The following is a 20,259-nucleotide window of genomic DNA, read 5'->3' on the forward strand; positions in this document are numbered from 1 at the left end:
GCAGCATTTGTCTGAGCTCATTTTCTGGATTTCGGCTGTGGCGGCAAAGCCGCCACAGCCGAAATCCAGAAAATAGCGAGTGCGGAGAGCGGGATTAAGCTCCTGAAAACAATGGTTATCAGTTTTTTATTTTAAAAGCAGTGCCTTTTACAGCACTACTTTTTTAATCATTTCTACGGCAGATTTTTTGTCTTCCAAAGCATTCAGTACGTCGAAAATTTTGTCGGACCAACCTGCGATAAGGTATACATCGTTTTGTTTGATATCCAAAGGCTGTCTTCCGTAACCCGCCAAGTCAAAAATATACAATTTTGCATTTGGGTGAAAACTTTTGTATTGATTCCATGAATCTTCGAAAGAATTTCGGGTTCCGTTGCTGTTCCAAAGCTGAGTATCGGTGAAAATCATTACTTTATCCACTTTTTCGCGTCTGTTCAGCAAATCTTCGATAACCAGATAACCGTTGGTAGAGTAACCTACTTCGCCTTCTCTTTTGTAGAATGCATCTACATTTCTCAGAATACCGTTTTTAGGCATCGGAACTCTTTTCCAAGTGTCACCGAATATTCCTGAAACCACATTTTTGCACTGTGACTGCAGCATCATCGACATCAACAGACCAATATCGTACAGCAAAACTTTAGATCTTGGAGAAACCGACTTTTGCATTGAACCTGAAACGTCTGCCGCGATCACCACCGAAGTATCGAATCCAAAACCTTTGATATTTTTGGCACTCACCAAAACCGCATCTTCCAATGCTTCGAGAATTGATGACAGATAAGGTGATTTCATACTTTTCAGTTCTCTGTACGCCGACAAGAATCTGAAAGGCAGCTGTTTTGAATTTCTCACCGCTTTTTCATCCGAAAGATAGCTGCAAACTTTCTGCATCGCATCCGGAGAAACGTTGGCTTCCAGAATATTTCTGAGGTTTCGCAAAGTTGCCATATAGCCCAGTTTGTTGCTGAAAATCAGTTCTTCCCATTTGTTTTTGAAGGCGGCTTTTCTTTCGGCATCATCGGCAAATTTTGTTTGTCCCAAAACGGAAAGTTCTACTTCCCAAGTGTAAGGTGTTTCCAACGAATCGTTGACGATTTTGTTGAAAATTGCCTGTTGGTTTTCATCTTTTGCTTTCGGGTGAACCAAAAATAATGCATCTTTCAAGGTTACTTCCGCTTTTCTGTTGTATTTTGCGAACTGGTATTCATCAAATTTATTGAATGATTTTACCAGACCTTTCTGAATTTGCTTTGACAGTTTGTTGAGTTTTTTAAGATCTGTTCTTTCGTTTGCCAATTGGTAATACGCCAAAAGTTCAGTAATTTCATCCGCTCTCTGAATAACTCCGTCGATGGTTCTGCTTACCAAGTCTGTACCTGAAGTCTGCTTTGCCAATTCGGTCGTCAAAACCAACGGAATGGATCGCAGATACATATCTTTTCTTGCGTAAACTGCCAGTTTTGCAACGAATTCCGGATCATTTTTCTGAATCAGGGACTGAATTCTTGTGAGTCTTTCATTTCCTTTTTCATAAGTGGTATTGGATAATCCTGTTGTAACAACAGCACTGTATAGTTCTTCAGCAGGTGTCATGGTATAAGCTTTTGCACCTTCGTAGTTCGTTACTACTTTATTCTCTTTTCTTAAAAAATTAAATTTCATGGTTACTGTTTTTTTTGTTAAACATTTCAGAGGATTATCACTTTCTCCCTGATTTCTGATGCAAAGTAAGGATGCTTTTGCGCAATGTTTTTGCGTAGTATAATTTTTTTGAAAAAAATTTTATTTAAACACTAATTACACGGATTCTTGCACTAATAATACCAATCTTCTTTGTGAAATCTGTGAAAAAATTTGTGGGATTTGTGTTTAGAAAAAATCTATCATGCATTTTATATAAAGGAATTAATAATTGGGAATTTATGAAAATACGTTTTCTAGATTTGTTTCATTAAAATTTTAAACTCATGATTAAAGGACTGTACGAAACTCATGTTCAGGTGAGTGATCTGGAAAATGCAATTGAATTTTACACCAAAGTTTTAGGATTAGAATTTGCCCATAAAGAAGAAAACCGAAGAATTGCTTTTTTGTGGATCGGAAAAAACAAGGAATCCATGTTGGGATTATGGGAGCAGAAGGAAAATCTTCAAACAAGGCATTTTGCTTTTACCGCTGATAAAGAAGATATTCTGAATTATTCTGTCGAATTTCTGAAAAATAAAAATTTAAAACCTTACAATTTTCTGAAAGACGGCATTGAAAAACCGATGGTTTTTGCATGGATGCCTGCTTTAGCAATTTATTTTAATGATCCGGATGGAAACCAGCTGGAATTTATCTCGGTTTTGGATGGTGACGGAAAACCGGAGTTGGGCGTGCTTTCTTATGAGGAGTGGATGGAAAGGAAATAAAAAAACTCCCTTTCAAAAGGAAGTCCTTGTTACATTTTTCAGATTACTGAATTGTTATATTAGTATTGTTGCAAACACCAATACAAAATTTTTGCAATATTTTTAGCATCATCTACACCTCTGTGATGTGTACCTTCAAGCTTAAGATTCAGCTCACCCAAAGCACTTGCCATACCTACACTTTTACGAATCGTGGGATGCAGTTCTCCGAATAATGTTTTCACATTGATATGGTCATCGCTCAAAGGATAATCTACATTAAATCTTCTTGCCTGATTTTGAAGCATATTAAGATCGTAGTTTCCGTAACTTGCCCAGGTCAGATCTTCAGAATCGTATTCCACTCTCAGAATATCTAAAGCATCTTCTAACAAAACACCTTCATCATCAAGCATTTGTTGTGTAATGGAAGTCAGTTCCGTACAGAACGGACTTACTTTCGAGTATTGAGGTTTTACCAAAATCCCCTCATTTTTGGAAATCTTTCCGGTTTTTGCATCCATGATACACACTCCGATTTCTATGATTTCGCTTTCCTGTCCTCTCGGCGGTCGGTCTTCCCAACATGTGGCTTCAAGGTCTATAATTAATATGTTGTCTGTTGTTTTCATTGTTGTAATATTTAATTGTTAAAGGTTGGAAGATGGATGCGGGAAGATGGAAGTTTTTACAGCGTGTAATTTACTTCAAGCCTCCAGCTTCAGACTTCTAACCCAAATTCACCCCAAAATTTCTCTTAAAATTCTGGCGGCGTTGTAAGCATCGTCTGCTCCGCTGTGATGATTTCCTTCAAAATCCATATTCATATAGCTCAGGGCTCTTTTCAAACCCATCATTTTAAACAGTCCATTGTATTTTTTGAACTGATACATAATATTGATGTAATTTTCGGAAAAAGGATCTTCAATTCCGAGATAATCGCACTGTTCCATGATCTGCTCTTTGTCAAAGTTTCCGAAACCTGCCCAAGTAAGCTGAGCTGAGCCATATTCATCTCTGATTTTTCCGCAGGCTTCTTCGAAATAGATTCCTTTTTCTTCAATTAATTGCGGTGTAATTCCTGTGAGATTTGTACAAAATTTATTGATTTCAGATCTTTCGGGAATTACATAAATACTTTGTTTTTTGGAAATTTCCTGCGTTATTCTGTTTAATTCGCAAATTCCTATTTCTATAATATCGGTTTTTTGTTCTGCGGGAATTCTGTCATTTTCCCAACAAGTAGCTTCCAAATCGATAATTACGATTTCGTTTGTTGTTTTCATGATTTTGATTTTAGGTTGGAAGATGGAAGCATGAAGATGGAAGTTTCACACTATGAAAATACTTCCAGCCTCCAGCTTCAGACTCCCAACTTTTTAATTTCTCGGTGCAAACGGAGGTGTCCATTTTTTCTTTTTCATGATTTCCTTTACTTCCTCGTAAGAAACCGGATAAAAATTATGGCAATCTACTCCTACATCGAAGCTCAGAGCCATTTCATCGTCGGGTAATGTTCCGTGCGAATGTCCGTAGAGCTGCCAAACTCCGCGGTGTGAGCCGTTCCATGTTCTCATGGCGTAATGAAAGAGGATGATCTTCTGTTTGCCGTTGCTGTTTTCAGGCTCATCAATTTTCAGTTCGTGATAATCTCTGATGGAAGCAAATCGTTTTGGATAAGTCAATGCTGCACCTTCATGATTTCCTTTTATCAAATGAATGTTTCCGTTTAACCGATCCAGAATTTCTTTCGTGAAATCCGGTTTGCCTAAACTGATGTCTCCTAAATGATAAACGGTGTCATCTTTACCTATTTTCTCATTCCATCTTTTGATGAGTTCTTCGTTCATGTGTTCCAAAGACTCAAAAGGTCTTTCGGAGAATTTTATAATGTTTTCATGACCAAAATGATGGTCTGCTGTAAAAAATATGTTTGGTTTCATTTTTTTTAATTGTTTGTTTTTAACTATAATATTTCACTATTTCCTCTGTCATTCTGAACGGAACGAAGTGGAGTGAAGAATCTCTAAAATCTTTATGTGAGGTTCTCTGAACTTCGTTCTCATCCCTTCAGGCTGTGTCAGAATGACAACTTAATGCATAAATTTTGTAATTTTAGTTCAATAAATATTTAATTCGTTAAGGTTTCATCACCATCCACAGATCTTTGAAATCCGGAATATGAGTTGTAATCAATGATGAGTTGTGTCCGGAGTTTTCTTTTACTTCACGGGAGCCCCATTCACCACGCTGTCTGTAAGGAATTACTTCTGCCCAGACTGCTTTTGTCGGATCTATCGCCAATAAAGCTGCCACAGTATCATGAAGTGCCTTTTCTTTGAGTTCCACTGCTTTAAGAAACAGCTTCAATCCTTTATTTTCATTTCGAAAAGGGATCAGGATTTCTGCATCTTTCTTTGTAAAAACAGCAGCATGACAAACATTTTTACTGATCATCCGTCTCTCAGTCATTGGGATTGAAAGCAGCTTTTCAGCAGCCAACGGATTTCCATTCAGATTGAATGTCGCACAGGTAAGCTTTCCGTCAAATTTTTCCAGCCGATGTTCTTTTGGGACAATATTATCGCCTGCAAAACCGCCCTGACAAAACCAGCGATCGAAGAAAACTCCGGTTTCCCACAATGAATGCGGATTTGTAAGTGCTGCCCCCGTCAGTAAAGTACAATCTGGAAATTGATGAAGTGTTTCATTCATAATGTTTGCTGCGGTATCATCCGCTTCTGAGTCTTCAAATTTTCCGATCCAGTCTTGGTAAAAACCCGAAACACGGCTCGCCGAAGATTTTGGAGTTCCTGCGCCGACGCGGACATCTTCCCTATCCAGAATTTGCAGAACACGTTTTACAAATCCTATCTGATCTTTTCCTCCCGGATGTATGGATACGCTTGCGAGATGAACCTTGGGATGCGTTGCCAAAACAGACAACGTCATCGAATCATCAGGATCAGCCGTTTCCATATCAAAATGAAAAGGTAATTTATTTTGCATGATTATTTTTAGTTTTTTAAATTTTAGTTGAATAAATAATTTTAATTAATTGATTTATAAAATCATATTAATTTATCGCAAAGAAAAACAAAAGATTTTTTTTACTTATTGAAAGTTGGTAAGCTAAACAAAGGCACTTCGTTTATTTAAAAAAGACAAAAATGGTATTACTTTGATAAGTTTTACGCCTTTGTATATCTTAAAAGCTGAATTCTTGATAATTGAAACTCTTTGTTTTACCTTGCGTTTAAGAAGACTTATCACGAACTCAGGTCGATTAATTTCCCTGAAATGCTTTATAAAAAGCGGTTTCAATTTCCAGTTGATCGCTTTCGACATATCGTCTTGAAAAGTGAATCGGAATGGCTTCTCTTACTTCACATTCTTTCATGATTTTCCCCGATGCAGAAGCAAAACTGTGATAGTTGATCTTCGCAAATTCATGATCTTCATCTTTGTAGAATGTTTCGATGTACACCATATCCGCTTCTCTGAAAACTGTTTTTATCTTTTCATAATTGTCTTCGCAGACCGCGTGATCCATGATTACGCCTAATTTATATCCTTTGTTTCGAGTCAGAAAGTGAAATAAATCGGATGCTTTATAAACCGTTCCTTCGATTTCAATTTCTTTTTCGGAATCGTTATTTTCAAAGGCTTTCTTCAATTCGCTGATCCATTTTCCTTTTTTGAATTCTAAACCGTTTTCATTAAAAGTAACCGAATCTTTTTCTCTGAATAAATAAGCGATGGAATCTGTTTTGTGATCCAAAATTGCAAAATCAACATTCACATATTCGTCTTCAAAAAGGAAATTCTGGGTTTCTATCAATTCCAGATTCCAATGTGGAGGACGAATTTTATAGACATTAATTTCTTCTTTTGAAACGATTTCTCTAATCTCATATTCAATTGCATTTTCATCAATTAAATTCCAAGTGTAAGATTTTAACCTTGCTTCAATCTGCCGGTGAATATTTTTCGGTCCGCAAATCACGATTTTTTCTCCGCTTCCAATTTGATGTCTGAAAATGCCATCAAAATTGGAAAAGTGATCAATGTGAGTATGACTGATGAATATCGCTGAAACTGACTGTACTTCTTTTACCGTCAGTAAACTCGCTTCACCACAATCACACAGATAATGTTTTGCTGAATTCGGGACTTTTATTAATATACTGATGTCTTCTTTTAATAGACTTTTTATTTCTGCCTGTACCATTTTTTTAGTTTTTTTAACCATAATTAATTACTTCTTCTGTCATTCTGAATGGAACGAAGTGGAGTGAAGAATCTTTAAAAAAAATTGATATTGAGATTCTCTGAACTTCGTTCGCATCCTTTCAGGCTGTGTCATAATGACAAACTTCCTGCATATTAGACAGATAAATTTATGGTTCAATTTAACACATAAAAAGTTCCGGTAAATATATTACCGAAACTACACTTTTAGAGTCATTAACTCTTCTTTTATCACATCAATGACCAAAGAATTCAGTTTTTTATTGATTCTTTTCTGTTCTTCTTTTTCTATGGTGGTAAAAACTTTCGGGAAATCTTTTTCAAAATCTTCTAAAATATCCTGAGCAAAAATGCCGATCACTTTCCCAATCATTTTGGGTTCGAATTCACCAATTTTGCTGACCACATTGTTTAGCCTGTTTACAGTTGCATATTTTTGGATTTCTTCCCAGATATTCTGAGCTTTTTCACTAAAGCTGATTTGCTTTTGAGCGGTTTTTTCCTGTTTTCTTACCACTTTAGATTTTTCAATCCATTTTTCATTTTTATTTTTCAAAATGACTCTTGAGCCGTTTCCAAAATATCTGGTTTTTAAAGTTTTCACAATGGTTCCTTCACACCTATTGTTCTCGATTTCAGGAAGTCCAAGCCAGCCCGGAATTTTAGAATCGAAAACATTCGGAAACTTCAAAGCATCTTCCAAAGTTCCCTGAAAAAGAATTTTTGCATAGAAAAATCCGGTTTCTTCGAAAATTTCATTCACCACATCGGTATCCAGATAAGTAGTTCCGTTCAGCTTAATGTCGAATGCGTAAAATTCGTTGTGCGGAGCATATTCAATACCTTTCTGCACTTTTACCGCATCTTTTACAGGTTCCACTTCTTTGTGTTTGTAACCTCCGCCGAACAATTCACCGTAGATCACAACCGTTTCAACATCGGGATGAATATTTTTCACTTTTTCGAATACTTCGATGACGTTTTTTCTGTAACGTTCTAAAATCTGATGTGCGTTGAAGAATTTTTCATCCTTTTCGATGAAAGCAGTTCTTTTGCCGATTTTAATTTCCTTTCCGTCGGTAAAGAAAGAGAAATTAGCTCCGTGAACCTTCTCCTGCACGATGAAAACCTCATCCCAAAAACCCTGAATCCTGATCTGATCGATTACGCGGGTCTGGTAAGCGTTTTCTATTGAGTTATATGTTTTGAAAATCATTTTTTTTAATTTTTTGATTTGTTTTTACTTAAACCTCACAGGTTTTGAAAACCTGTGAGGTTTCATTACTGTATCTATCAGCCTAAAAATATCCATTACCATTTTTTAAAGTTTTTTAAAAGGCTTTCAATATTTTCCTTTCCGACAGGATTCATGGAATGGCAATAGAACTGTGGCAAATCCAAATAATTATCCATGCAATATTCTACCAGCCATTTTGCACAATCGTAGCCTGTTTTTTCCACAAATTCCTGAGAATCGGGTTTCAAATAATGTTCATCGGCAAGATCGTTGTCAAAAGAGATCATTTCCGGAAGTCCTTTTTCCAAAATCCTGTTGACAAACTGTTCGTAATTCCGAACGATATGCCAGTCTTTTCTGAGGAAAATATCCTGTTTGGTATAATGATCCGCTTCAACAGGATATCGTATATCATCCAGAAACAGTAATCTTTTTGTTAGTTCCATTGCTTATTTTTTTAATTTGAAAAGTAAATATTCAAAGCTTTGATAATACTTTTCACATTTGTATTCGGATAAAATCCTGAACTGTTGATACAGTTGATTTCAACAATTTTCCAGCCTTTATCGGTTAAACAAATATCCATTACAAAAGCTTCTTCCAAATTGAAAAGTTTGATCATTTCATTGGCGAAACTCAATCCGTCTTCTGAAACTTTTTCCTCAAAAGGAGCATGATAATTGAATTTATAATATCCTGCATCGATAATCTGTCCGCCAACAATCCAAAGTCTTGCTTCTTTGATCGTTCGTTTTGCTTCAGAAATCTGAACCAAAGAATCTTCTGTAATTCTGTTGGTTTGATCTTGCAATGCTTCAAAAGCAAAATCTTTCCATTCTGTTTCTGTGAAAACTTTTCCTGTAAAAATTTTAGCTTCATTGTATGGTTTAATGAATTTGAGTTCATCTTTTTTCCAAATCAATTCTTCTGAAATTTTATGTACGGAAACTTTGTGGTTGAGAAGGTTTTCACCATAATATTTGGAATACACTTCATACAAATGATTGCCTCCGTAAAAAGAACCGGGAAACCAATCTGTATTTTGCTTTGCCAATCTTGCAATCGTCACCGAACCATATACGAAAACATCTTTTCGGTCTGTTTCGAAGTCAATTTTTTGTGCGGTTGGAGGAATATTAATTACGCTGTAATCAATATTTAATTCTTCCAAAGCATCAAAAATTTTGTAATGATCGGGATCTAAATATACATTAGCCTGAACTAAAAAATACATGGTTATTAATTTTTTAAGGTTTTTATTTCTTGGATGGAAGCTAGAAGCTGGATGAGGGAAGTAATCGAAGCGTTTTAAACTTCCATCTCCCATCATCCCACTTCCAGCTATTTTACACCATCATATCAGCACAATTGGAACTTGCGAAGGCGTAAGGTTTTGCTTTAAACACATATCCCATTCCCAGAATATATCCCATTGCGTCTCTTAAGGCAACATTGGATTTGAAATCCGGATCGGTGTTAATGTCTGCGTGTACCTCCATTTCCACTCCATAAGCATCCAGAACAGCGCAAATAGCGTAAGCAATTTCTACGGATTTGTTCACCTCGTTCAGCATACGTTCTTTGATACTGATAGTCTGTATTTCTCTTTCTTTTCTGATAAAGGTAAACGCTCCTTTTCCCTCACGAATAAATACTACTGCCGTAGCATAATTAATGGCATCCCCATATACATGGGAATCTGAACCTACACAAACCTTCAGTCGGTGTCCATTTGCCTGTTCGCGGATGATGGCTTCTTCTACCAGTTGGGTGATAGAGTTTTGGAAAATTTTTCCTGTCATGTTCTGCCATACTTGTTGTTGCGTTTCCATTTTTTCTACATGTTTTGTATTTGTTTTAATATTTGTTTTAACGCAAAGTGCGCTAAGTTTTTTTATCTACTATTTGTTTTTAAGTTCGCAAAGGCGTTTCACTCAGCTAAGAACACAAAGCTTTTTTAAATTCACTTGCGAAGCAAATTGACCATTGACTATTAACATTCCTGCACTCCGAACCGGACTCGAACCAATACCATCAGTTTTGGAGACTGAGATGCTGCCATTACACTATCGGAGTAGTTTTTGTTGATTCATCAGGACTCGAACCTGAACAACAAGAGTCAAAGTCTTGTGTGCTGACCAATTACACTATGAATCAGTTTTATAAGTAATGAGTAATAGGTAATTAGTAATTTTTTTGCGCATAATTCATTACTTATTGCACACTACTTATTACTTATATCTCGTGGAACAGACAGGAATCGAACCTGTACCTTTAGTTTTTCAGACTAACGTGCAGACCTGCTACACCACTCTTCCAATTTTATAGGTAATGAGTAATTGGTAATCAGTAATATTTTTTGCCTGCAATTTATTACCCATTGCTTATTACCGATTACTTATATTCTGTACGGGAAGAGGGATTCGAACCCCCAAAACCTTGAGCCTAAATCAAGTGTGTCTGCCATTTCCACCATTCCCGCGGATTTCATTAGTAATGAGTAATTGATAATCAGTAATAAAAATTATCTTCTATAAATTTATAATTCGTATTAACCTTCAATAATTATTCATTGCTCATTACTTATTACTTATATTTTTAGGTTCGAGAAAAGCCTGTCTATATTTATAAACTATGCCTGTAATGTTTTTTAAAGATCTTCTGCGCTCGACAGACCTTTCTCTTTCCATTTAACCTATTTCTTTGTGAATTGTCAATCGTCAATTTACTTCGTAGTCAATTATTAAATTCACTTGCGGAGCAAAATTCACCATTCACCTTTTCACTTTCCTGTACTCTATAAGGGAATCGAACCCTTGTTTTCTGCTCGAAAGGCAGGCGTCCTGAACCGTTAGACGAATAGAGCGTTTTTGTTGTGAATTGTTAATAGCCAATTTCTTTGCAGTCATTTTTTTAAATTGACAATTGACTATTTACCATTCACTTTTTTTGACCATCTGACCAGGAGTCGAACCTGAACAACAAGAGTACATTTCCTGCATGCTGCCATTACATTATCAGCGGTATGGTGGAAGTAGTAGGATTCGAACCTACTCAGCAATGAAGCAATAGATTTACAGTCTGCCCCGACTCTCCAGCTTCGGCGTACTTCCCTTTTTTCATGAGTAATAAGTAATTGGTAATGAGTAATATTTTCCAACTAACTTTTTTAATCTTTAATTTTTGAAGAAAAACAAAGCCTGTCTTAATTTTTAGTTTGATGTAAGAACTTCTGCGCTCGACAAACTTTTTCTTTCTTCGGAACTAATCTCATTTTAGTTATTTGAGATGGTTATGGGATTCAAACCCACTCAGCTTACGCAACGGTTTTGCAGACCGCCCCGACTCTTCCACTTCGGCGAACCATCGTTTTTATGAGTAATCAGTAATGGGTAATGAGTAATTTCCCAATATTCTGATTATTCTTTTTTATTTAAATTTTCATTAAAAATAAAGTCTGTCTTAATTTTTGTTTGATGTAAGAACTTCTGCGCTTTGACAAACTTTATTTGATCTAAAATTTATAATATGTTTAAAAATTTCATTATCTCGCTTCAAAATGAGTTAAGAAAAAGCCTGTCTATATTATATCGTGTTTTTGGCTAAAGATCTTCTGCTCTCGACAAGCCTTTTCTTTTTTCTTTTTGAAACAATTAACTTAGTTTGAATTGTGAATAGTCAATTATCAATTTGCTTTGCTTGTCAATTTTTAAATTCACTTACGAAGTAAAGTTCACCATTGACTATTCACTTTTCTGTAATTTCGGAAGGACTCGAACCTTCAACCTTCGGCTTATGAAACCGATACTCTAACCTATTGAGCTACGAAATCGTTTTTAATTTGGTGAATAGTCAATTGTCAATTCGCTTTGCTTGTCAATTTTTAAATTCACTTACGAAGTAAATTCACCATTGACTATTCACTTTTTGCACTCCATAAGGGAATCGAACCCTTGTCGTTCGGTAGAAAGCCGAATGCACTAACCTCTATGCTAATGGAGCAAACTGTCTGGAAAGCAGGGTTCGAACCTGCGACCTCCCGCGTCCAAGGCGGGTAAACAACCACCGTTATCTTTCCAGTTTTGCAGATTCACTTCCATTTTCTTTTCCGGGAGACAGCCGAAGCCGAAATTTTCCGTGAATCTTTGCGGTCTATGCGAGAATCGAACTCGCAGTGCCCGAGAGACAGTCGGGAAGGTTAACCATTACCTCAATAGACCTTTTGTGATTCCGAGAGGATTCGAACCTCTATATTTGGTTTAGAAGACCAACATTCTATCCTGTTGAATTACGGAACCTTTTTGTAATCCCAGAAGGACTCGAACCTTCAACCTTCGACGTATCAGGTCGATGCTCTATCCAATTGAGCCATGAGATTGTTTTTAATTTGTGAATTGTTAATCGTCAATTCGTCTTGCTCGTCAATTTTTAAATTCACTTACGAAGTAAAATTCACTATTAACTATTCACATTTTTGGGGTATCTCCGGGGATCGAACCCTGTTCTCCGGTGCCACAAACCGACGCTTTACCAAATAAGCTAGAGAAACCATATACCATAAAAAAAGCGCCTCTTTTCGGGAGGCGCTTTATATTTCTGGACGTGTCAGTTCATTAGCTGACCCATGTATATAAGCACCTTTTTCCCACAAATTCACTATCAAGAAGAATAACACAAGCATATCTTTGCCCCATCGGTTCTGTACCGCGTTGTCCTGAATATAAATTAGATATGTTATGTAATTGTTTCATTTTATTCTTGTTGTTTTAAAAATGTTTTTTTGAAAGGCTTGAAAACCTGTTGCTTTCAATTTTCGGTTGCAAAGTAAATATGATTTTTTTTAACTCGCAAATTTATTTTTCATTTAAATATTTGAAAATCAATTAATTATGTAATAATTTTAGAATAGAGAATTTCCGTCCGCAATACTTTGCAGATGTCTTAAATACCTAAATGACTGTCTCTCATCGGGTTACTGATCACGCTCTATTTTCTTATTAATTGTTCATTTGTTATTAAATAATTTTCATTTTTATGGTTATTTTTTTTCATTCTAAATAATTTCTGCTCTAAAAACACAAAAAACGCCTCGGTAATCGAGGCGTTTTTGCAGTATTTTGATAAAATTTTTACGGTTTTACAGTAAATAATTTTCAAAGCAAGCACATTTCGCCTCATAAGATATCATCCATTCATACCCAAACGATCCCTTTAGTACAGGGCGATCGCATAGATTTAAACTGATATGTGCTCTTTGTATTGTCATTATTTTATGGTTGCAAAGATAAATCTTTTTCTTAAAAGTTTTTTATTTTGTCTTTGCGAACTGAAAGTGAAGCAATCTATATTATATCATTTTACTTTGAGATTGCTTCGTCGCCTTGCTCCTCGCAATGACAAACAAATCAATTCCTGAATATCCTGTTCCTTCCCGTCTTATACCTGGAAATATCTTTCAAGATCACTTCATCATCCGGATTGAAATGCTTCAGTTCATTTACGATTTCTGAGCGGGTTGCTACTTTTTCGGCGATGATTTCATAGGCAATATTTCTTGTGGTCGATTGAAGTTTCGGATCTTTTTTAAATTCATGCTTCATGGCTTCAAGATAGGTAATCTTCTTCTCTGAAGGCGTTTTCTGATAAAGTTCCTGAATCTGCTGATCGAGTTTTTTCACATCAAAAATATTGGCAAAATAATTATTGAGACAGTTGAAGGCATCACGGTCTTCTTCCCATCCTTTCAGCAGAATTTTCTGTGCCTCATCGGGCAATTCCATTTTTTTACGGTAAATTAAAGAACCTTTTACCATCTGACTGTTGTTTACATAATCGTCCACCACCATCTGATAATAGATATTGGCATTTTTGGCATCATTCATTTTCCTGTAGAGATCGCCTACTTTTTCTTTCTGTTCGAGTTCTTTGTACAAATCGATTGCTTTTTTATACTGCTTTGCTTTTTCGTAGCAGTTTGCGGCTTCCGATTTATTTTTCAGTTTTTTAAGAAAAATTACTGCGGCTTCATTGTATAAGCCTCCGTCTTCCAGTGTTTTTGCTCCGCGATAGTAATCTTTCATCAAGTTCATGTATACTTTTGCCGCTCTTTTATAATCTTTTTCACTGATGTATTTCTGAGCCAGTTCTTCGTATTTATTCCTGATCTTATCGAAAAGGGATGCTTCCAGATAAAAATTTCCTCCTCCGTTTCTGCCTTTTCCCGAAGAGTTGTTTTCTTTTTCCTTTTTTTCCAACTGCATGAGTACCACAAAAATGATGAACGCAACAATGGCAAAAATCACTAGAGTTCCCACCACACTCCAAAAACTCTGATGGAAAAGCTGCGCCAGAATTCCGATTATTTTGATGATGGCGAGAATGAAAAAAGCCGCCATAAATTTGTCTGTAAATTTCTGTCTATTCATCCTTATCAGATTTTAAAATGGTTTCATCTTCGCTGAAAAGACGGTAAAGAAGCAATACAATGCCGATAATAAGAATCCATACAAACCAGTTGTACCCGAACATTTCGATCAGCGGATAGAAAATGTACGCCAACATCGCCATCAGAATAATCATTAGGAAAATCTTGGTTCCCGCCGGAACATTTTCACCGCCTACATTCAGCGATTTTCTTTTAACGAAGAAAGAATACAATCCTACCGCTCCCGTCATCGCAACAATCAGCCAGAAAATTTCTGTAAAAGAGGTGCTTTTTTCTTCCGGATTACTTTTTTCAGCGTTCAATGTCGAAATAGCAGGCGGAGTCTGTGGAAGTTCTTTCGTTCCGTACAGCCTTCCCAATGAATCTTCCACCAAAATGGCTTTCTTTTTCATAATGGTTTTTACAACTCCTTCATCGGCAGGTTTCCCTGAACCTGATTTCTGAATGGAATCTTTAATTTTCTCTCTGATTTTCCCTTCATTCTGAGCCAGATATTTTACAATTTTCTTTCGATATACTCTTTTTAATGAATCGGTTGCCGCATCTGTTTTGTCATTCAGCTTAAAAATATCATTCTGAATTTTATCAAGCGGTCTTCCACCGTTTTTGAGATATTCCTGATAACTTTTTTCACCCGGTTTGCTCATGCTTAGAGAGGCACTCATATGTTCTTTCATCAGTTCTCTCCGCTTTTTTCCGTACATGGAGTCGATTTTCATATCAATATCGGTAACTCCTGATTTGTACGCCACTACAGGAGCCATCATTGTTTTATCCCGAGTCTGGACTTTGCCTGAAGAAATGGATTGAGATTCTTTCGCTCCATCTTTATTAAGATTCATAAAAACTCTTGCTAAGCCGATCATTAAAAGGACAACCCAGAATATCCAACGGTAATTTCTACCGGAAGATTTTCCATCCAAATTGTCTTCCTCTTTTTTACCAAACAGTTTTTCGAGCCATGAATTTTTAAATTTGAAAATTCCGAAACCATCTCCTCTCGAAGTTCCCATAATATCCAACGGAACGCCAAGTTCTACAGCTCTGTCCGGATATTTTTCGATATATTTTAAATATTTTTCTATTTCCTTTTTATTTCCCACCATTACCTTTTTCATGTCAAACGGAAGATTTTTCATCCACTCTTCTTCGGTTTGCGGCTTTTCGAGAGATTCCAGAACTTTTTCATCGTCCATTTCAACGGTAAAACTTTCGATTTTCTGAGGAATCTGTACTCCTTTCGAGGGTTTTCTTACTTTATCTTCAGAGATCTCCGGATTCTGAATAATGGAAATCCAGTCGATTTCTTCATTTAATTTAACCAGACCAAATTCAGGATGCATGATGAGATATTCCGCATCGATATTCTGCCACTCTTCAGGATTTACTTTCGGATAAAAGACCGTATTTTCCGGAATAAAAAATCTATTGTCTACACATTGAAAGTAAGAATTTCTGCCAATTTCATTCGGAGCCGGATTTTTAAATACCAAAAAACATCCGTATAAAATATTCGGTTCTGTGGAAGGAATCGGGAACGACTGAATTTGATGTAAATCTATTCCTAATATTTCCATCTCGTTAAGCCATACAAGCGGCGAAGAACCTTTGATTAAAAGTCCTTTTTTGGGGTAATTATTTTTCGGAAAGGGTTTAATTCTAAGTTCCATATTCCCAAATTTGATCTATAAACCGTTCCATATATTCAACATACATTTCTTTCATTGTTCGCACTTTCAAAAGTGTATTCTGTGGCAGATAATATTCTGAGCCTCCGAATTCCGTGTTGGTTGCCAACGCCAGATTTCCATATTCTGTGGAAGGAATATAAAATTCGGGGATATTTTTGTTGCTGCTTTTAAAAGTCAGCATTCCGCGATTGTCCGTAATAATTTCGCTTCCGTCTGAAAAGGTAAATTTGTTTTTATTCTGCTCCGCACAGATTTCCAGCGGATCATTATTTCTGTAAAACGTGATGGAATCTTCGTTATATAATTTGTTTAATTCGTTATTTGAAATGACTAGCTTTTTTTCTGTATTGATTCCGATATTGTGGAAATTATTCAGGATTTTTAATCCACTGTGGATTAATTTGTTAAGTTCAGATCCAACTCTTAAATTATTTTTATAAATTTCTTTCTCATTCACAAATGCCTCTTCAAAACTAACATTTCCATCTATAGCAATTTTATTGCTGTAAGGAATATCATCCAAATGCAAATAAAAACTTTTATTAAAGTATATAAGTTGACTTTTAATAGGTATATTTCTTCCTGTCAAATTCAGCTCAGAATATTCTTTAGTATTTAAATTTAATTTGGAAATCAGCTTTTTATCGGGTTGATACTGGCATAAAATAAAGTCTCCCTGCTTATTTTTTGCCAACGCAAACTGACCTTTTGGCTTTACGGAAATATCATCAATTAAAATTTCGCAGCCATGATGCGTTTTATACGTGTCATAATAATTGCGGTTGTAATAATTGTCTGAAAGATAGGTTCTCAGCAACTGTTTTTTATTGCTTAAAATAAAAAATTCCCCTTCATAGAGAAAGGTTGCGATTTTATTGATCGGCGCAGGAAACAAAATCGGATAATTGAACGGAACATTTGCTTTTTTGCCGTTCCCTGAAAATTTACTTTCCCTTCTCTGTCTTCTTTCCGGCGGGTTTGCCCACAGTTCCTGCAACGGAAGCATAATTTTCTGGATGTGCTTTCTTGTTCCTTTATGATATTTGTAAAAGTTCAGCTCACCGTTTGCAGAAGTCGTCACCAAAAATTTCAGGCGGTCTCTGTTTTCTTGAATGATTTTCTGAAGATTTTGATGGCTTAAGTTTTCCTGATTCGTGATGAAAAAAACTTCCAGATCTTTTTCTTTATGTTCTTTATTAAAAAACTTTTCAAGTGCGCCTGAAACTTCCAGAACCGGACTTACATGATTGAGATTTTCCACTACTTCATCCACATTATCCAGAGACATCGGGATGATATTCTGTCCCAATGCAAAAACTTTGCATTCTGAAAGTGCTTTCGGATGTTTGATGACCGCAATTGCCGATGCAAACCCCAAAACTTTCGGGGTTCCCCAGTTTTTCAGGGAAGTATCAATTAAAATAATTCTTTCAAAAATATTTTCTTCGGGCGGAATTTCTCTTTGGATAAACAACGCTTCATTGTTTGCAACACGGTTCATGAAAATGTCGTCTTCATTGGCAAATTCAGACAAAAGCATTCTGTGAAGTTCGCCTTTATTCGTCATATCCGAGATTCCTCCAATCGGCTGTTCTCCGGGCGAAAGATGACGCATCGGGATTTTCAGACCGCTCCAGATCCTTTTAATCAAACTTCCGACCTGAAACGTTTTCGGCTCTTCAATAAGTTCCTGAATAAAATCTTTATCGGTTTCAACGGTGGTTTCTTCTTCCACCACTTCATCTTCCAATTCCGAAATATCTGTGAAACCTTTCATGGCATTGATAATGGATTTTCTAGTCGGAAATTTATTCTGAAGAAGCGCTAAAGTTTTAATATCTCTGTTAACCGCAATTGAAGTCAGAGGCTTTTTAACAGCAGCTTCGCCGATGATATGAGGTTTGGTCTCAAATATTTTTAAGATTAACCCTGAATTTACAGAGGAAACCCGATTGTGACTGTCTTTAAAAATGGTCTGTAAAAGAATGATTTTATTCTGTCCCCGCTTTAAAGAACTTCCGATACTGCTCAGATTTTCTAAAAATTTAATGACAAGATCTACATCGGATTCATTTTCCGCAAAATTATCTTTCTGTCTGTTCAGATAATAAAAAACGCCGTCTAAATTTAAGTAGCCATCATGAAGCGCATACAAAACAAGCAATAAAGAACCGAAAGGCGGAAGACCCTGTTCTTTAAGTTCCTTAAGAATTTCCATTACGTAGGGTCTGTACGCAATTGCGCCTACATTCGGGATCGAAATAAGGTTGTTTTCATTATATCGGGTGTCGTCCGGAACATCTTCGTCGGTTGTCCACTCCCAGAAATAATTGATATATGATTGGAAATATGCAATTATATCCATTCCTGTGATTTTTCAGTCAGTCGGAAAGAGCTTACGGATAATTTGCGGAAATCTTCTTTATTTAGGTAAAGAACATTTCCGTTTTCGTTCCATAAAAGCCACTGATCGCGACCTGCGTTATATTTTCTCTGTAATAAAGAGCTCATGTTTTTAAATTCAAAATCGCAACCTGTCGGTAAAAGATGTCCGTCTTTTGACCAAAATGTTTTTCCCGGAAAACTTAATAAAGGTTTTCCGATAAACAAAGCATTGTCATTAATTACCATCCAGTTGATTTTCTCCAGCTTAAATTTCGGCAGTGTGATTAAGGTTTCCCTGATTTCTTTTATTGAGCATAACAACGCTGTTGCGGGATGCTCTTCTTCGCTCGGTTTCAGTTTAATTTCAATTTTTCCGTCAATTCCGAAAAAATTATTATTGAATGACGGGAAAGTTAATCGCAAAGCTTTATCAATGGGAGTCCAAAGCAAAGCCGTTCTCATTTTTCTGCTCGGAACCAGAGCCTCTTTTCTGAATAAAAGTCCGTCTCTTAATTCATAAAGCAGAAAATTCGGTAACTGTTGAATTTCCGATGAAACCGCCTGTTCATCTGTAAAACCTTTCAGCCAGACCACATCTTCTTCTAAAGCAATCTGAACATTTTTCCAGTCGCGGATGGAGCCCAGAACATCTTCATCTGCACGTGGAATTTCTGCCCAGAATTCTTTTAGACCGTTTGAAGAATCTTTTGCCATAGATTTTCAATTTCCTGTTGAATGTACTGTTTCTGCTCAGGATTTCTGATCCACTCGCATCTCGTCTGAAGATATCTCAATTTATCTTTGATGACGTTCTGCTCTTCAAAACTCAAAGATCCCTGATTCCATTTTTCGACTAAGATTTTTACGTCTTTCATCACTTCTTCCGGATTCGGCGTTTTGTTTTGCAACGCCTGCGGATGAGATTTCGGATGGTCGTCTTTTTCAATGGTTCTGTTGATGATTCCTTCAAGAATTTCGATCTGTTCTTCGGTATCCCAAATGTGTTTTAATACCCATAAATCTGATAGAATCGCTTCGTTTCTATCACAAATTAAAGCACTTGCCGCGATAAGGTTCTGCAATTTTACGGCTCTACGGTCGGAAATGGCAATTCCTGTATTTCGCAGACTGATGATGGTGTTTAAATAGACTTCGTAAATGGGTCTTAAATCGACTGTTTTACACAAATTCTGAAGTTCTTTTATTTCGTGGGAAAGAATTTCGGGAGTTTCTGTTTCCAGATTATTTTCCAGTTTTCTTCCGGCTAAAAGCACCTGTTGAAGAAGATCGGGATGTACATAATCTACATTAATTCTGATGAGAAAACGGTCGAACAACGCGTTCAATGCTTCGTCTTCAGGAAGAACGTTACTCGCTCCCACGAACATGAGCGCAGGAAGGTGCTTGGTTTCTTTTCCTCTTTTAAAAATCTTTTCATTTAAAGCCATCAACAGCGAATTCAGAATGGCTGAATTGGCATTGAAAATCTCATCAAGAAAAACCATGGACGCTTCGGGCATCATTCCTTCGGTGTTGGTTAATAATTCTCCTTCTTTTAATTTTCTGATATCAAAAGGTCCGAAAATTTCGTTCGGTTCTGTAAAACGGGTTAATAAATATTCGAAGTTTTTTCCGTCTTTTACGGTTTTTGCCAACGTTCTTACAATGGCAGATTTTGCGGTTCCAGGAGGTCCGTACAAAAAGGCGTTTTCTCTTGCCAGAAGACAGATTCCCAATAAATCGACGACATCGTTTTTTCCGACAAAGGTTTCTTTGACGTGGTTAAGAACGGTGTTTAATTTTTCTATATTTTGAGTCATTTGTTTTTATGTTATAATTTTTCTTGATGGAAAT

General features: G+C 36.3%; 16 protein-coding genes and 14 tRNA genes. 1 reads left to right on the top strand and 29 read right to left on the bottom strand.

What is annotated here, in order from left to right:
- Positions 1–147: 147 nt before the first annotated feature.
- Positions 148–1,665, bottom strand: a complete 1,518-nt coding sequence (locus tag QWT87_RS15575) for a TROVE domain-containing protein (protein WP_302717066.1) — start codon at positions 1,663–1,665, stop codon at positions 148–150.
- A gap of 305 nt (positions 1,666–1,970) precedes the next feature.
- Between QWT87_RS15575 and QWT87_RS15580 the strand changes: the two genes are divergently transcribed.
- Entirely contained in the window at positions 1,971–2,417 is a 447-nt protein-coding gene (locus QWT87_RS15580) for a VOC family protein (RefSeq protein WP_302717068.1), read from the top strand.
- A 59-nt stretch (positions 2,418–2,476) separates the two neighbouring features.
- Here the strand turns inward: QWT87_RS15580 and QWT87_RS15585 are convergent, their stop codons facing one another.
- From QWT87_RS15585 to QWT87_RS15720, 28 genes are all read right to left on the bottom strand, one after another.
- Entirely contained in the window at positions 2,477–3,028 is a 552-nt protein-coding gene (locus tag QWT87_RS15585; protein ID WP_302717070.1) for a 3'-5' exonuclease, read from the bottom strand.
- Between the two features lie 108 nt (positions 3,029–3,136).
- Positions 3,137–3,682, bottom strand: coding sequence for a 3'-5' exonuclease (locus tag QWT87_RS15590; protein WP_302717072.1), 546 nt, complete (start codon positions 3,680–3,682; stop codon positions 3,137–3,139).
- 93 nt (positions 3,683–3,775) lie between these two features.
- The gene (locus tag QWT87_RS15595) at positions 3,776–4,339 is read right to left on the bottom strand and encodes a metallophosphoesterase family protein (RefSeq protein ID WP_087708938.1); all 564 of its coding nucleotides are present in this window, start codon (positions 4,337–4,339) and stop codon (positions 3,776–3,778) included.
- A gap of 196 nt (positions 4,340–4,535) precedes the next feature.
- Positions 4,536–5,405 carry a nucleoside hydrolase gene (locus QWT87_RS15600; RefSeq protein WP_302717076.1) on the bottom strand — a complete coding sequence of 290 codons (870 nt, stop codon included), beginning with the start codon at positions 5,403–5,405 and terminating at the stop codon, positions 4,536–4,538.
- 277 nt (positions 5,406–5,682) lie between these two features.
- Positions 5,683–6,627, bottom strand: coding sequence for an MBL fold metallo-hydrolase (locus QWT87_RS15605; RefSeq protein ID WP_302717078.1), 945 nt, complete (start codon positions 6,625–6,627; stop codon positions 5,683–5,685).
- 219 nt (positions 6,628–6,846) lie between these two features.
- On the bottom strand, positions 6,847–7,863 hold the full coding sequence (locus tag QWT87_RS15610) for an RNA ligase, Rnl2 family (RefSeq protein WP_185206730.1): 1,017 nt from the start codon (positions 7,861–7,863) through the stop codon (positions 6,847–6,849).
- Between the two features lie 95 nt (positions 7,864–7,958).
- Entirely contained in the window at positions 7,959–8,330 is a 372-nt protein-coding gene (locus QWT87_RS15615; RefSeq protein WP_185206732.1) for a cyclic-phosphate processing receiver domain-containing protein, read from the bottom strand.
- 11 nt (positions 8,331–8,341) lie between these two features.
- A complete protein-coding gene (locus QWT87_RS15620; RefSeq protein WP_185206734.1) occupies positions 8,342–9,118 on the bottom strand; it encodes an ATP-grasp domain-containing protein in 777 nt (258 codons plus the stop codon).
- Between the two features lie 112 nt (positions 9,119–9,230).
- Entirely contained in the window at positions 9,231–9,716 is a 486-nt protein-coding gene (locus tag QWT87_RS15625; protein ID WP_029298559.1) for a ribonuclease H-like YkuK family protein, read from the bottom strand.
- 173 nt (positions 9,717–9,889) lie between these two features.
- Positions 9,890–9,960: transfer RNA gene (locus tag QWT87_RS15630), tRNA-Trp, on the bottom strand.
- Positions 9,961–9,968: 8 nt separating this feature from the next.
- A tRNA-Gln gene (locus QWT87_RS15635) sits at positions 9,969–10,041 on the bottom strand.
- Positions 10,042–10,129: 88 nt separating this feature from the next.
- Positions 10,130–10,202 (bottom strand) — tRNA-Phe (locus QWT87_RS15640).
- Between the two features lie 90 nt (positions 10,203–10,292).
- Positions 10,293–10,366, bottom strand: a tRNA-Leu gene (locus QWT87_RS15645).
- Between the two features lie 311 nt (positions 10,367–10,677).
- Positions 10,678–10,750 (bottom strand) — tRNA-Glu (locus tag QWT87_RS15650).
- A gap of 160 nt (positions 10,751–10,910) precedes the next feature.
- A tRNA-Tyr gene (locus QWT87_RS15655) sits at positions 10,911–10,997 on the bottom strand.
- Positions 10,998–11,170: 173 nt separating this feature from the next.
- Positions 11,171–11,252, bottom strand: a tRNA-Cys gene (locus tag QWT87_RS15660).
- A gap of 390 nt (positions 11,253–11,642) precedes the next feature.
- Positions 11,643–11,716 (bottom strand) — tRNA-Met (locus QWT87_RS15665).
- A gap of 98 nt (positions 11,717–11,814) precedes the next feature.
- Positions 11,815–11,886: transfer RNA gene (locus QWT87_RS15670), tRNA-Glu, on the bottom strand.
- A gap of 6 nt (positions 11,887–11,892) precedes the next feature.
- Positions 11,893–11,964: transfer RNA gene (locus QWT87_RS15675), tRNA-Pro, on the bottom strand.
- Between the two features lie 68 nt (positions 11,965–12,032).
- Positions 12,033–12,104: transfer RNA gene (locus tag QWT87_RS15680), tRNA-Asp, on the bottom strand.
- A gap of 5 nt (positions 12,105–12,109) precedes the next feature.
- Positions 12,110–12,182, bottom strand: a tRNA-Arg gene (locus tag QWT87_RS15685).
- 6 nt (positions 12,183–12,188) lie between these two features.
- A tRNA-Ile gene (locus tag QWT87_RS15690) sits at positions 12,189–12,262 on the bottom strand.
- 97 nt (positions 12,263–12,359) lie between these two features.
- Positions 12,360–12,433, bottom strand: a tRNA-His gene (locus QWT87_RS15695).
- Between the two features lie 856 nt (positions 12,434–13,289).
- Positions 13,290–14,309, bottom strand: a complete 1,020-nt coding sequence (locus tag QWT87_RS15700) for a tetratricopeptide repeat protein (protein ID WP_185206736.1) — start codon at positions 14,307–14,309, stop codon at positions 13,290–13,292.
- On the bottom strand, positions 14,302–15,999 hold the full coding sequence (locus tag QWT87_RS15705) for an APC family permease (protein WP_185206738.1): 1,698 nt from the start codon (positions 15,997–15,999) through the stop codon (positions 14,302–14,304). Before QWT87_RS15705 ends, QWT87_RS15700 begins: the two co-directional genes overlap by 8 nt.
- Positions 15,989–18,385 carry a hypothetical protein gene (locus QWT87_RS15710; protein ID WP_185206750.1) on the bottom strand — a complete coding sequence of 799 codons (2,397 nt, stop codon included), beginning with the start codon at positions 18,383–18,385 and terminating at the stop codon, positions 15,989–15,991. Before QWT87_RS15710 ends, QWT87_RS15705 begins: the two co-directional genes overlap by 11 nt.
- Positions 18,376–19,119, bottom strand: a complete 744-nt coding sequence (locus tag QWT87_RS15715; protein WP_185206752.1) for a hypothetical protein — start codon at positions 19,117–19,119, stop codon at positions 18,376–18,378. The genes QWT87_RS15710 and QWT87_RS15715 overlap by 10 nt, the downstream gene beginning before the upstream one ends.
- Positions 19,092–20,225 (bottom strand): AAA family ATPase, encoded by a 1,134-nt coding sequence (locus QWT87_RS15720; protein ID WP_302717086.1) that lies wholly within the window; start codon positions 20,223–20,225, stop codon positions 19,092–19,094. Before QWT87_RS15720 ends, QWT87_RS15715 begins: the two co-directional genes overlap by 28 nt.
- Positions 20,226–20,259 lie beyond the last annotated feature (34 nt).

The sequence above is a fragment of the Chryseobacterium urinae genome (genome assembly GCF_030518295.1).
Taxonomy (GTDB): Bacteria; Bacteroidota; Bacteroidia; order Flavobacteriales; family Weeksellaceae; genus Chryseobacterium; species Chryseobacterium mucoviscidosis.